At 67.0% G+C, this 12,879-nt stretch carries 9 protein-coding genes; 3 read left to right on the top strand and 6 right to left on the bottom strand.

What is annotated here, in order from left to right:
* The first annotated feature begins 16 nt into the window (after window positions 1-16).
* Both ASF39_RS04555 and ASF39_RS04545 read left to right on the top strand, forming a co-directional pair.
* On the top strand, window positions 17-1,798 hold the full coding sequence (locus tag ASF39_RS04555) for a site-specific integrase (RefSeq protein ID WP_056281415.1): 1,782 nt from the start codon (window positions 17-19) through the stop codon (window positions 1,796-1,798).
* 878 nt (window positions 1,799-2,676) lie between these two features.
* On the top strand, window positions 2,677-2,985 hold the full coding sequence (locus ASF39_RS04545) for a Rha family transcriptional regulator (protein ID WP_056281412.1): 309 nt from the start codon (window positions 2,677-2,679) through the stop codon (window positions 2,983-2,985).
* Here ASF39_RS04545 and ASF39_RS21820 read toward each other — a convergent pair.
* The 5 genes from ASF39_RS21820 to ASF39_RS04520 all read right to left on the bottom strand — a co-directional run bounded on the left by ASF39_RS21820 (window position 2,941) and on the right by ASF39_RS04520 (window position 11,069).
* On the bottom strand, window positions 2,941-6,729 hold the full coding sequence (locus ASF39_RS21820) for a hypothetical protein (RefSeq protein WP_156648385.1): 3,789 nt from the start codon (window positions 6,727-6,729) through the stop codon (window positions 2,941-2,943). The two genes, ASF39_RS04545 and ASF39_RS21820, sit on opposite strands and share 45 nt — an antisense overlap.
* A gap of 230 nt (window positions 6,730-6,959) precedes the next feature.
* Entirely contained in the window at window positions 6,960-7,661 is a 702-nt protein-coding gene (locus tag ASF39_RS04535; protein ID WP_156648383.1) for a hypothetical protein, read from the bottom strand.
* 782 nt (window positions 7,662-8,443) lie between these two features.
* The gene (locus ASF39_RS04530; RefSeq protein ID WP_156648381.1) at window positions 8,444-9,310 is read right to left on the bottom strand and encodes a hypothetical protein; all 867 of its coding nucleotides are present in this window, start codon (window positions 9,308-9,310) and stop codon (window positions 8,444-8,446) included.
* A 916-nt stretch (window positions 9,311-10,226) separates the two neighbouring features.
* Window positions 10,227-10,685: a helix-turn-helix domain-containing protein gene (locus tag ASF39_RS04525; RefSeq protein ID WP_156648379.1), complete on the bottom strand. Its 459-nt coding sequence runs from the start codon at window positions 10,683-10,685 to the stop codon at window positions 10,227-10,229.
* Between the two features lie 3 nt (window positions 10,686-10,688).
* The gene (locus ASF39_RS04520) at window positions 10,689-11,069 is read right to left on the bottom strand and encodes a hypothetical protein (RefSeq protein ID WP_056281402.1); all 381 of its coding nucleotides are present in this window, start codon (window positions 11,067-11,069) and stop codon (window positions 10,689-10,691) included.
* A 500-nt stretch (window positions 11,070-11,569) separates the two neighbouring features.
* Here ASF39_RS04520 and ASF39_RS21720 point away from each other — a divergent pair, with 500 nt between their 5' ends.
* Window positions 11,570-11,734 carry a hypothetical protein gene (locus ASF39_RS21720; protein WP_210168655.1) on the top strand — a complete coding sequence of 55 codons (165 nt, stop codon included), beginning with the start codon at window positions 11,570-11,572 and terminating at the stop codon, window positions 11,732-11,734.
* Window positions 11,735-11,781: 47 nt separating this feature from the next.
* Here the strand turns inward: ASF39_RS21720 and ASF39_RS04510 are convergent, their stop codons facing one another.
* A complete protein-coding gene (locus ASF39_RS04510) occupies window positions 11,782-12,459 on the bottom strand; it encodes a recombinase family protein (RefSeq protein WP_056281400.1) in 678 nt (225 codons plus the stop codon).
* Window positions 12,460-12,879: the final 420 nt, after the last annotated feature.

Raw genomic sequence — 12,879 nt, 5'->3', positions numbered from 1 at the left:
AAACGCGATGGCTCTGATGTCGTACCTGATCCGGGATAGGCTTGGGACCTACTACTTCCGCCGGGTCATCCCGGAGGTTCTCAGGCCCTTCATGCCCGCCCCCTGGACCCGCAAGGGGAGCTGGAAGCGCAGCCTCGGGACGAAGCAGCCGGCAGCCGCCAAGAAAGCAGGCGCCCGCATGCTGCGGGACTGCATGGCGGACTTCGAGGCAGCCGAGCGGGCGATGCGTGGCGAGGCACCGAGCCCGAGCAATCGGCCGCCGCTCATGCCCACCGCCGACGAGATCGCCCACGATGTGCTGGTAGAGTTGCTCGCTGACGACGCAGCGGAGCGGTCGGACGGAGACGCCCGCAAGCAGCATCAGACACGCGAAGACCGGCAGCGCTGGCCTGCGCTGGCCCCTGTGCTCTTCGACCGCATAGGCATCCCGGAGGACTACCATCACGCCATGGGAGAGGGCATCGAGCTGCTCCTTGCGGACTACCGTAAAGCCCTCTCACGCTCAGACACCAGCGCCGTCGATGTGGAGTGCCGCGACTACCTGCGCCGAAAAAACATACCGATAGATCCTGCCTCCGAGGCCTACCACGAGGCAGGCCTTGCGGTGCTCCAGGCCCACGTGAAGGCCTACTCTCTGATGCTGGAGAGGCAGAAGGGCGAGATCGTCACCACCCCCGCACCGAGTGCCCGCCGGGGCCCGAAGCTCTCCGAGGCGCTGGAGGCTTGGACCAAGGGTAGTGGCGCAAAGGGCAGCCGGCAGCCCAGCCCAAAGACGTTGCTCGAAGCCGGCCACGCGGTGCGGCGTTTCATCGAGTGGCAGGGTGATATCCGCCTCGGTGACATCACACGGGAGATCGCTCGCGACTTCCGGGATGCGCTCGCGAGGGCGCCAACGCGGCTGGCCGGAGACCTCCGGGCGCTTCCCCTACGCGAGCTGCTCAAGCGCGACCTAAAGGGCTTCCCAGCGGTCCAGGCGGTGACCGTCAACAAGTCCCTCAACATCCTCGCCGCCATCGTGAGCCATGAGGAGGCGGCCGGGCGGCTCGACGCGGTGGCGGGCTACCGGAACCCCTTCGGCAGAGGCGCCAAGCTGGTGGTGGACGGGCGAGGCGAGGAGGGCCGCCAACCCTTCGACAAGGCTGACCTGGGCCGCCTCTTCGCAACGGGGGTCTTCACTGCCGGGGATCGGCCGGTAGGCGGATGCAAGGAGGCGGCCTTCTGGCTCCCCCTTCTCGCCTTGCTCTCCGGCGCCCGACAGGCCGAGTTAGCCCAGCTCCGGGTGGCGGACTTGGCCCAGGATGCGGAGACGGGGGTCTGGTTCTTCAACATCGGCACGGCGGGCGGCCGGACGATCAAGACGGTTTCCTCCCGCCGGAAGGTCCCGGTGCACCCCGAGCTGGAGCGGATCGGTCTGCTTCGCTACCGCCAGTCCCTACTCGATGCAGGCGCGGGGCCCGAAAGCCCCCTCTGGCCGGGGCTCCAGGCGAGCCGCGAGGTCCAGCCGGCGGGTGCATGGTCAAAGTGGTTCACCCGGCACCTCCGCGAGAAGGCCGGCATTGAGGACCGGACGAAGGTCTTCCACTCCTTCCGCCACAGCTTCAAACGCATGGCGAGGGACGCACGGCTCGGGGAAGAGGTGCACGATGCCCTCACAGGGCACAGTGGCGGTAGCAGCGTTGGGCGGGGCTACGGGAGCGGCTTCGGGTTAAAGGCGCTTGCGGAGGAGCTGGCGCGGATTGAAGCGCCGGAGGCCGTGACGGGTCTGCGATGGGAGCCGGCGCCGGAGCCCAAGGTGTGACCGGCCGGGTTTGCTGTGGTGCGGTCTGCATTTGAACATGTCTCCGCCGCTGGCGTTCATCCTCCGCACCCCGGCTAAGGATTGATGATGCTCCGTAACGAATACCGGGTCCCGGGCCTCGCTCGCCCCGAGCCGGCCGTTTCATTGCTCAGCGAGGAGACGAGGGTGCGGCTCGGCAGAGAGCTACAGGCCTTGTACGAGCCGATCATTGATGAGCCTCTGGACCCCCGGCTTGCTGAGCTGATGCAGCAACTGGAGGCAGACAAAGCGCGGTAGGGCTTTGAGCGGGCTTCGCCCATTGCGACGCTCGCGCTTGTGGGCCGCTACGCGCCCCCGCTCGCAAACATGGGCTGCTTAAAGCGGGCCGCGTGCCGGCCACTCAGCTGCCGATCAGACCCCCGCCCCCTTGCTGAGACGCCAAAGGAGAGCCGGTTTTGCTACTTTTCGACTAACCGTGAGGTTAGAAGTTGATGAGCGCTATTGTACGGTCTTCGAGTCTGTGGCGCTAAAATCGATCTGAAGAAGCATGAGGCCTTTCGCGTCCGTCACTTCCATCCTCCATTCCCCTCCAGGCGCCATCCGGTCTGCTTCATCGCGTATGACGTGGCCCGCTAAACGAATGGCTTCTCGCCGGGCAACAGATAAATCAGGCAGGTCAGTGCCATCCGTATCAGGACTGCTATGGCCATCAAAAATGGTGAAGTAATACCGAGGCAATTTTTGTTCCGCGCAGTAGGCGAGAGCGTAACCAACTCTCTGTCGTCAGAGCCTGGATTAAATTCCGCCGATAAAATATTAGGGCATAAAAGGCTTCGCTCCGCACTTACAAATGTTCAAATTTATTATTTTATCATAGTAGCTGCGGGTCGGCGCGGCCGATGATTAAGCCCTCGGTTTCGGCGGCCTTCGAGAAGGACCACAAACACGTCCTCTGCGACATAGACGGCCTAATCGCGAAGCTGGGTCCTGTTCTGGACGGCTTTATGTTTCAACAGCTTAGCGCCTTCAACCCGACCGCCAACCGGGAAACCCGCTACTTCATCATGGACCGCGACGGGTTCGCCTTGCTGGCCATGGGCATGGCCGGGGGCAAGCACCTGATGCCCACCCCCGGCCTCCTCAACGCATCTACGCGGTGCAGCTCAGTCGCCCAAGCCCACCCCGAAGGCCTTGCCCAGTTGGCCTAGCGCCGAAGCCTCAGCGCCCCCGCCAGTCCCCGCACCATCCCTTCCAGCCACTGCCCCCCGCGCCTTCATGTTCTGCCGGGAGACCGCCTCACGCACCTTCGGGTCCGCCATCATCTGGCGCCACGCCGCCTCCCGGTACTTCGAGACGGTGCCCGTCAGCATGGCCGCCTTGGTGCCCTTCGTCTTGGGCTCCCCGTCCGGCGCCTTCTGGTAGGCCTTGGTCGCCATGATCTTCGCCAGGGTCTCCTTCATGCTCGGCCCCCGGGGCGGGTGCCCGGCGAGATGCTGGAAGGCATCGTAGGCGTTCCGGCCGTCCTTCATGGTCACCTCTCGGAGGTCGACCTCACGCTGTCTCGGTGACGGCGGGCCGAACGGTCCTACCCCCGCCTCGTCAATCATGCGGCGCACCTCGGCATCCACGAGGCCCCCGGCGCCGTGGACCCAAAGTCCTTTGTGGACCGTGAGGGGGTCTCCGAAGAGGTCTCGCTTGGCCGGGAGCGTCTCCGACAGACCCGGCACGGTGGCCATGATCTTATCCACGATGCCCCGGGTCTCCCTCATGTGCGGGTCCGGGTTCACGAAGCGGAGGCCGGAGGCGAAGGGCACGAAGTTGGCCGCCATGCCCCCGGCCGTCTTCGCCATTCCCCGCTCCGGGCTGGTGATCGCCTGGAGAGTCTCGTTGAGCGAGGTGAGGTAGGTCTTCTGCCCGAGCTGCTTGACCAGGGAGAGGAAGACCCCGCCCAACGCCTGTGCCGCCCTCTCGCCCGCGCCGTCTCCATCCTGGTCTCGCTCCAGGATATCCACCACGTCCGCCATGATGCCCAGCGGCATCGCCACGGGATCGAAGCGCCCGAAGTTGACGTAGGTGGGCACCCCGTCCGTCCCGGGGACCACGAAGGAGTAGGGCTGCCACCCGGTGGCCATCAGGTCCTTGCGAAGCTGCGGGTCCAGCGGTCCGCCCCCGGTGATGCGCCCCGCGTGGGTGAGCATCGCGGCGGTGCCCATGAAGAGCGAGCCCATCGCGAACTGGCCTATGGCCTGCGCTTGCTTCTCCGCGCCCATCTCGCCCCGGATCATCGCCCGGTATTCCCCCTGGAGCATGTTGAGGCCGGGGGTCATCTTCCAGCCGAGCCGCAGGACGTTGGTGGGCGTTCGCACGAAGGGGATGATGAAGCGCATGGCCGGGATGGTGTTGGTCCCGGTCTGCACCAGACTGCCCAGCGTGCCCGGGAGGAGGTCTTGCTGGAAGGTGGCGATGCTGGCCTCCTCCAGGGCCTTCACGTCCACCGCGCGGCCGGCATCATCGAAGGCCGCGTGCAGGGTCTTGGTGACGTGCTCGGTGAGCGCCGGCCCCTCCAGGCCAGCCACGATGCCCTCCGCGTGGGCCGCCGACATGACCTTGGACCGGTAGACGGTTTGCTTGACCAGTTCATCCACCGTGCCCAGCGCCCGGGTGGGCAGGCCGGCGGCTTTCATGAAGCCGGTGTAGGCGTTGGAGAGGACGTTGGCGGTGGAGTCCCACTGCTTGAAGTCCTCGGCCACCCAGTTGACCGACCGGCTGGCGGAGGCGGCACTCAGCTCCGAGGCCTGCGGGGAGAGGATGCTGTCTCCCGTCGTCCAGGTCCGCACGGCATCCCGCCACGCCTCATGCACCGAGGCGGCCATGTAGGCGTACTGCTTGGCGTTCTCGGCGACCCGCACCCGGTCACCCTGGATCGCACCACCGATCATCCGCTCCAGGGGACGGCCCCCGAGCATGTAGGCGTTGGTGGCGAAGTTCACGAAGTGGGTCCGCAGTCCCCAGAGGAGGTTGTTGACGTAGAGGAAGGAGGCGTCGTCCTGGACGCGGGACCAGAAGCCCCGCCGGAGGAGCCGGTCCGCCACCCTCGGGTCCCTTCCGGCGCCGTCGATGAGAGCCAGCATCTTGGTATCCGAAAGCCGGCCCATCGCCGCCACGTCCTCCAGGCTGTAGGCGAAGTCGGCCCGCTGCCGCCTTAAGGTCCGCGCCGCGTTGGCCACTATGGCGGAGCCGTGAGCCCGCGCCGTGGCTGCCACCTGATAGTGGGCCCGGAGCGCCTTCATGGCCGCCGACAGGTCCCCCCCGAACTCCTCCAGCATCCCAAGCTTGATGCGATCCGCGAGGTTCTTGGCGTCGGTGGCCGCGCGAAGGGTGATGAGGTCTGCTGCCGCCACGTTCGCCACGAGACCATCGGCATCCCGGCCGGCGAGTTCGATGGCGCCCATCAGGGCCTCGGGGTCGTCGCCGTAGAGGGCCACCCGCTGCCGGACCATGCGGTCCTGCATTGCGTCGGACCGCACGCCCTGGGCATAGCCGCCCTTGGCCGCCGCGATCTCGGTGGCGAACTCGTCGGAGACGCGGCGGATGACTTGGTCCAGGGGCGAGGTGCCGGGCATCTGGTCCGCCTCCAGGGCGAACTTCTGCCAGGGGATGCGGCCACCGTCGCCGAACCTGTAGCCCCGCTCCAGGGCGCCCTCCCAGCCACCGGGGGAGAGGAGCTGTTCCGTGTCGGCGATGCTGTGCGCGATGAGGCGCGAGACCTGCTCATCGGAGACCTTCAGCATCTCGGGCCGGGCTGGGAAGGTGGGCTCGGTGGTACTGCCGGCTGGCATCTCGTCGGCGCCCCGCACCGCCATCTCCGGGAGCTGCATCTCTGCGGTTCCGTCCGGCTTCACCGTGATGTCGGCGCCCGGGGCGGCCGGCGGGACCTCCGGCTGCACCTTCGCCAGCGTCTCCGCCTCCACCAGCGCCACGGCCTCGGGCTGGTCCGCACGAAGGCGCTCGACGGCCTCCAGGTCCCCTTTGCTCGCCGCCAGCTTGGCGTCCTTGAAGGCGACCGCATGGGCCAGCTCGGCTTGGCTCGCCGCCACCGCCGCCTGATCCCCCGACCGCAGGGCCTTGAAGCCCGCCATGCTGGCCGCGAAGACCGCACCCACCGCCGCGTCCACGCCGATGGACTCCAGGGCGTTCTTGGCCCGGCCCAGCGCCGCGCTATCCCCTGGAGCCGACGCCAGGAACTCCGTCACCGGGTTCTGGAGGGCGGGGAACTTCTGCACGAGGTCCGACAGGCGGGGCCCGTTGGGATCGAAGGCCACCGCGCCCACCGCCGCCGCCTTACCGGAGGAGAGCACGGTGGCGCCCGCCTTGGTGGCCTCCAGGGCCCCTACAGCGCCTCCGACACCGGGGACCAGCTTTGCCGCCCCGACGATCTTGCCGGCTCCCAGCATCCCCGTGGCGAACTGGGAAAGGCCAGAGACGAACGAGTTAGCGATGCTGCTCTCGCCCAGCTCCTTGTCGAGCTTCTCGACGGACTGCCGGGTCTCCGACTTGGTCTCCGGCTTCCCGAAGATGAAGTCCTTGGTCTCGTAGATCGACTTGGCGGCACCCGTGAGGATGGCCGCACCGACTTGCCCGGCGGCGTCCAGCTCGTTGCCGTTCACGGTGGGCAGGGGAGCGGCGGGGGCGGCAGGGGCGGGCGCAGGGGTGGGAGCCTGGAGCGGGGCAGCAGGTGCAGCGTCCAAGGCCAAGAGTTCGGCCGGCGACATAGTAGAGGCCCCCGAGGGGGCGGCCGGTGCCGGGGCGGGGGTAGTAGCCGGTGCGGCGTCCATGAGTGCTTCGAGGTCCGCCGGGGTCATCTCTCCGGGGGCCTTGGGAGCGGCCGGGGGTGGCGTGGTCTGGCCGGGGGTGGGCATTGCGTCGAGGGCCAAGAGTTCTTCAGGCGACATGGGGGTGGCGTTCCTGGTGAGGGGTGGATGCATGCGGAGACACCCGGCAGAGCGTGGGTGCTCAATGCCGGGCGCTGGGTAGTGCGGTGGTGGTGGGTATGTTCGGGGTGGCGGTGATGAGGGGATAGGCCGGAGGGGTGCCACCCCACGTGTTCCCCCTCCGGCCGGCGTACCCCCGTCTTCGAGGCGCCCCGTCAGGCTGCTCTCGGCGGGGAACTCGGTGTCAGACCTCAGGCCTCGTCGGCGTCGGCGGGGTCCTCGGAATAGTAGGCGTCCACGAGGCGGAAGCAGTCCCGGAGGACGGCCTCGTACTCGGCCCGGGTCACCCGGATGTCAGGGCGACGGTGGTGGTTGCGGTCCCAGTACCCGAGGGCCGTCGCAATGGCGTCCTCGCGGTCCCGACGCGGGGTGCCGAGGGCCGCCGGGTCGTACCCCTCGCCGCCGGTTGCCTGGAAGTGCTGCGGGTGCTGGTCGTGGTGGTCGGACCTCTTGCACTGCTTCACCACCTGGCCGGGCTTCGGGTTGGCGACGAGACGGCCCAACGTGTGCCGGTCGTTGTCGCTCCAGGGGCGGACGTAGGCCCAACCACCGCCGTTGTCGTTGACCGAGGCGCCACCTCCGAAGGCCAGCAACAGGTCGAGCATAAGGAAGACCTCGGGGGGAGACCACCTCGGCCCGCGCTCCGAGTTCTGGACGGTGAAGTAGATCGAGACCGGCCCGTTGTTCGGCGCCGGGGCCACCCGCATGCCCGTGAGGGGGCCATGGGGTCCAACCGCGAGGAGCGCAGGGTCGGGCTCGGGGGTGGAGGGGTCTTTGATCTTGGCAAGGGCTTGGCGGAGATAGGTGATGCGGGTCTCCCACGCCTCGGCGCTCATGGGGGCGTAGCCGTAGGATCGTTTCGCCTTACGCGGGGGTGTCGTGTCGTCTGCCATGGGGTGGCTGGTCCTTGCTGGGGGTAGCGGCCGGGTGGGGTTCCGGTCCGGGGGCACACAGCTCTCCCCTCCCGGCACCGCACGGCCCGGGGCCCCATGCGGGCACGGGTTCTCGTTCCCGGGGCGGGGTTGGCGGCGGTAGGGGCGGGGCTGTGATGGGGTTGGGCTACCGCTCTCGGGTGTGCGGGAGGTAGCCGAAGGGGTTGGGCAGCGAGCGGTGGGGGCCCGGTGGGGCTGCTACGCGCCGAGTCGTGCCGCGCTGGGGTAGGGCAGCCGAGCGCCCATGGTGACCGAGTAGACCCCGACCGATCCTATCTGCCGGATGAGGGGCTGGTGGGTCTTTGCCGGGAGGTAGAGGGCAGGCAGGTGGCGGCAGGTCTTCTCATATCCCGATGTATTTCCCGAGGCGTCGTGCTCGGGGACTACCATCGGGCGGGCGGCGCGAGGTCTTACCGTAACGGAGGGTAATTCGGGACCCGTAGTTTCCTGGAGGGACCACCGTATGGGCGGCGCTAGGTCTTCTGGTAACGGGACCTAATTCTAAGCCATTGAGGACGCAGCGGGAAATTCCGAGCGGACGGCGCTAGGTCTTCTCTAATCGGAGGGTAATTCTAACCCATTGGATTTACGCGAAGAAGTAGTCGGAGGAGAGCACGTTGCCGAGGTCGAGGTTTCAACGCGTGGGCAGGCGCGGGAGCTGCGGTAGGCGGAGTGCATGTCGGCCGCGAAGCGTTAGGCAGACGCCTAGGCGGCGCTAGGTCTTTTCAAGACGACAGCTAATTCTAAGGCTTTGATCCGATTGACCTTGCCTCCTCCCCGCCCAACGGCCGGAGGAAGTGCATCGCGTGCTCAACGTCGAACATGCGGAACGCCCCCTTGAGCATGGCCTCGTAGCCCTCGGGAGGGAGGAGGGCAGTGAGACCCCACTCCTCAACGTGGTCCCCGTAGCGGCGCACGGCGCACTCGATGGCATCTCTGCGCTGCCGCCTGCCACTTGGCCTTCCCGGTTCTATCGACAGACACCATGGGCGAAGGTCGACATGCTTGCCCTGAAGCCGGACCACCTCGCCATCATCGGCATCGGCCATGAGGCGGGTGAGAGTGAACCCCGGCTCCAGCACCTCGATACCGTGGGACGCCTCGCGTTCGTAGGGTAGGCCTCCAGGTAGCGAGAGGACTCGGAGGAGGAAGAAGCCGGCGTGGGTGAGGATGCGGGGGTTCCCCTTGTCGATGGTGAACCAGATGGCAGGTGCTTCGGGGACCCCCTCATCCTCGGCGACAGGGCGGGCAAAGGTGATGGGGCCGCAGGGCAACCCCGCGAGTAGATGGCGAGTGTCTGGAGTGGGCGCCGTGTTCGGTGGGCATAGGTAGGCCACCACCTCGTCGAAGTAGGCGACCAGACCCACCACCATCTCGGGGGTCGGAGGGGTGGCCTGTTGCCGGACCTTGCGGGCCTTCTGGGTGGCCTTGGGCTGCGCAGGGATGGGTAGAGGCGGTGGGGCCTTGGTCTTGGTCTTGGTCCTGATGGTGGGCATGTGGGGGTGCCTCTTGAGGTGACCCGGTGGCGACCCCGTGCGGTGCTCGAAGACCTCCCGCCGGTCACCGGAAACAGAGTGGCCGAGTAGGAGAGCACTGGTGGTATCGCTCAAGGGTGGGCTGGGTGTCTGGGTGGAGGTAGGGGAGTTGTCGGGGTCTAGGGGGCAAGGGCGGCGGATAGGGTGCTTCTAGAGGCTCCCGGAGGAGGCAGCTTTGAGCTATCTCCTTTCACATACCACTGGTATTTCCGAGATGATTTGCCGCACGTTTTCGCAGGTATTTGCGAACGAATGCTTTTTTCCTACGAAGCCGCTTGAAAGCTAACCCGACGAGAGCTTTCTGCTAACCCTCTCTTGACACGGTTTATCGCCTCTCCCGCCCGCCTACTCTAGGCCGACCTCGGGTCTACCTGGGCCTTCCCCCTTCGCTGACTTGGGGGGCACCTGCATGGGACCTGGAGCCGGCACCACGCCATCCCCGAGCCGACTTAGTGCCGTCCCCTGATGGGGTCCTTGGGGTGGCCTCGGCCGGGGTGATGAAGACCATCGGGTGCCCGGTGCCGGCCTAGTGCCTACCCCGGGGGGTAGTGCCCTGCTCCCTCGCCTCCCTCTTGTCGGGCTTGGGGTGGGCATCGGGGTGGCTTGGGGTGGGGCCTGGGTTAGGGTAGGCAAGTGGGATAGGTGGAGCACAGACCTAGTGGTAGGCACCCAAGCATTGCGCCCATACGCACATGCACCAGGGTCCTAGGGGTCTAGGTGATGAGGGGTCTACACTGCATGGTATAACACCCGGGGGAGGCTTTAGGTGCCCCTCTCTTATACGGAGGGTATTTCGGGCTATTTCCTCAATGATTTCAATGGGGCCCTTAGAGCGCCCGCTTGAACACCACCCGGAACCACGAGGAACCCGTGTGGACGAGGGCGGCGAGGTCCCACCCCCGCTGGCCCCATTCCACCAGCCGCTCCGCAAGGTCGTCGTCCTGTTAGGTGCCAGCTTCGTGGTTGCAGACTAAACGGCGTCGAAGGGCACTCACCGCTTCGTCTTCTTAGCCCGCTCGGCGATACGCCTCGCCCGTAGCGCCAGGAAACCCTCTTCCTTCCCGCTCGACGGCCTCTGCCGCTCGGCGGCTTCCCTCTCCAGTAGAGCCAGAAAACCGCCGCCCTCCACGCTCGAAGTCGTAGCTGTACGTCTCCGCGCCGGCCCGCTTGTAGACAGACATTCGGTTCGGCTCCGATCTTCGAGGAAGCGTAGGACGGCATCCAGGGTGAAGACGCGACGAGGCGCCCTCTCCCCGAAGCCGATCTGGACGTAGCTGATGTGGCCCCGGCGAATGTGCCCGCGAAGGGTCTCCGGGTCCATAGGCAGCAGGCGGGCCAGCTCGGCAAGCGTGATGGTGGCCTGCCGCTCGAAGACGGCGGCGAGCGGTGCGGGGCACGGGATCGAGAAGCCCCGAACGGTCACACCAGAGAGAGGCCGCCTGTCGTCCATGGTCTACGTTCTCCCAAGCTCGGCACCACCACCAAGCCGCCCGAAGACTGCCGGCAGGGCAGCCTCGGCGGCGTTGAAGAGATCATCCATCGCGACGTTCGATTGCTCTTCTGCGGCTGCCTGCACGGCTACCGCCTTGGTCCGCCCGAGCACCTCGAAGTCATTCTCGGTGACACCTTGGCAGTCCACAATGGTGTAGAGCGCGAACTCCAGGGCGATGGCGCCGATGCGGTCCCGGGTCTCGATTGGAAGACCCCGCCACGCCGCCTGGAGGTCGACCGGACCGGGCACGCCGAGGCCCTTCAGGACGGGCGAGTGGGGCGGCCGGGAGGCGGTGGCGATAAGGCACGGGTCGGCGCAAAGCGCGGCAAGCTGCTCGCTCATGGATGGGCTCCAGGATCGGGGTGCGGGGTGTGAGAAGGGCTGCTGTGTGTGGCAGCACCTCGACGCAGCAAGGGATAAAAGAGGTCCTTTAACCTGTCAATAAAGGAGGTCTGCTAATCCGGCAGATCGATTGAATGAGCGATGGAGACGAGACCGTGGGAAGACCGCCGCTTCAGGTGAAGGCAATGAAGGTGCGGCTGCCGGAGGGGGTGCCGGAGAGGATCGATGCCCTCGTGGGAAACCGGCGGAGAGCCGAGTTCATCCGGGATGCCGTAGTCGCAGAGCTGGAGCGCCGAGAGGCGGCCTCCTCAAGGACAGAACCCCCGGCCGGCGAGGGGCCAACCGAAGGCGAGTAGACCCCTTCCTCAACGCCGTCTCGGGCATCCCCACTTCCTAGCGTGAACCCTTCGTTCACCATGAGGCCACCACGGCGGCGGCCCTGGCCTGTGGCTGTGCGCTACCGCATGCCGCCCCGGAGCCCTCGGGCCTAGACCGCCTCCATGACACATGAGGCAAGGGCGATGGGCTCGAAGGCGATCCTGGCAATGACCGTGCTGGCCTTCCTGATGACCGGCAAGGCACCGGGCATACGCGAACTGCGCAACCCGGATGCCGAGGTAGGCCATGGGCGGCTTGTGCTCGCGACCAAGCGGGCAGCGGCCTAACAGGATAAGTCCTGGAGTAGCCCTGGCGGGCACCGTAGCCGCCGGCCCTAAGCCACCCGGGCCAGGACCCGCTTCACCGCCGTAGCCGTCCAGGTGCCCTTGCGCGGGGTCTGGTGGCCCATCTCGTTGAGGCGCTTGGCGAGGGCGTTGAGGCTCACCACCCCGTCGGCCTGAAGCTCCTCCAGCACGGGCAGCACCGCGAAGGCCGCATGGTCCGCCTTGCGCTGCCTCACAGCCGTTGCCTGCGCCACGTCCTCTGCGGAAGGCGGTGCGGATGGGCGATACCCCCGATCCCCTCCCAGCTTCGTGCCCCGGCGCTTCGTGGCTGCCAGGGCTGCCTTGGTCCGCTCGGAGATCATCTTGGCTTCGTGCTCGGCCACGGCGGCGAGGATGTGGACCGTGAGCCGATTGGCCTTTGGGAAGTCCACCGCCTCGAACTCGACGCCGCCTTCCATGAGGTTCGAGATGAAGGCGACGTTGCGGGCCAGTCGGTCCAGCTTCGCGATGAGGAGCGTAGCGCCCGTCCTCCGGCACCGCGCGATGGCGGCCTGGAGCTGCGGCCGGTCGGCCCGCTTGCCGCTCTCCACCTCGACGTAGGGCGGCTGGAGGAGGAGGTCTCCCGGCCGGAGGTGGGACTGTATGGCGGATTGCTGGGCTTCCAAGCCTAGCCCAGAGCGGCCCTGCTTGTCGGTGCTCACTCGGCAGTAGGCGACGTAGGTGGTCATGGCGGCGGGCCTCGGTGGCGCTCGCCCTAAGCTGAGTCCTCGATAGGTCTGTGTCAATACCCATCAACGCTCGTCGATGAGTGGTGATATGGTCTTGGCTCGCCGCTGCCGAGGTGCGGCCACGTCTCACCCCTCGCCGATGCCGACTTAAGTTGCGAAGGATGATGCTGCGCCTGGACTTGAGGCGGACGGCGGGATGCAGCCAGGGCTGCCGGCCCGGTGACTCATTCGCGCGGGCGCCCGGAGATGGTCACGCGGGTAGGCGGGGGTGCTACTCCACGCGCTAGGGCGTGCGCGAGTACCCCTACGGGGGGAAACGCCTGCGCTGGCCTCTACGTGTGAGGTCTCGCATGGTTGACCCCTTGGGTAGTCGGGGTGACCTAGTGATCCGGCTTGACCGTCCAGGCAGGATGGTCATAC

This window comes from Methylobacterium sp. Leaf108 (assembly GCF_001423265.1).
GTDB lineage: Bacteria > Pseudomonadota > Alphaproteobacteria > Rhizobiales > Beijerinckiaceae > Methylobacterium.
The sequence above is the reverse complement of the archived record's forward strand: the minus strand, read 5'-3'. Positions and strand labels throughout refer to the sequence as shown.

What these genes read in the sequence shown, in the direction of transcription:
- ASF39_RS04555 (WP_056281415.1), top strand. Translation starts at nt 17, where the DNA reads ATGTCGTACCTGATCCGGGATAGGCTTGGGACCTACTACTTCCGCCGG.
- ASF39_RS04545 (WP_056281412.1), top strand. Translation starts at nt 2,677, where the DNA reads ATGATTAAGCCCTCGGTTTCGGCGGCCTTCGAGAAGGACCACAAACAC.
- ASF39_RS21820 (WP_156648385.1), bottom strand. Translation starts at nt 6,729, where the DNA reads ATGTCGCCTGAAGAACTCTTGGCCCTCGACGCAATGCCCACCCCCGGC.
- ASF39_RS04535 (WP_156648383.1), bottom strand. Translation starts at nt 7,661, where the DNA reads ATGGCAGACGACACGACACCCCCGCGTAAGGCGAAACGATCCTACGGC.
- ASF39_RS04525 (WP_156648379.1), bottom strand. Translation starts at nt 10,685, where the DNA reads ATGGACGACAGGCGGCCTCTCTCTGGTGTGACCGTTCGGGGCTTCTCG.
- ASF39_RS04520 (WP_056281402.1), bottom strand. Translation starts at nt 11,069, where the DNA reads ATGAGCGAGCAGCTTGCCGCGCTTTGCGCCGACCCGTGCCTTATCGCC.
- ASF39_RS21720 (WP_210168655.1), top strand. Translation starts at nt 11,570, where the DNA reads ATGACACATGAGGCAAGGGCGATGGGCTCGAAGGCGATCCTGGCAATG.
- ASF39_RS04510 (WP_056281400.1), bottom strand. Translation starts at nt 12,459, where the DNA reads ATGACCACCTACGTCGCCTACTGCCGAGTGAGCACCGACAAGCAGGGC.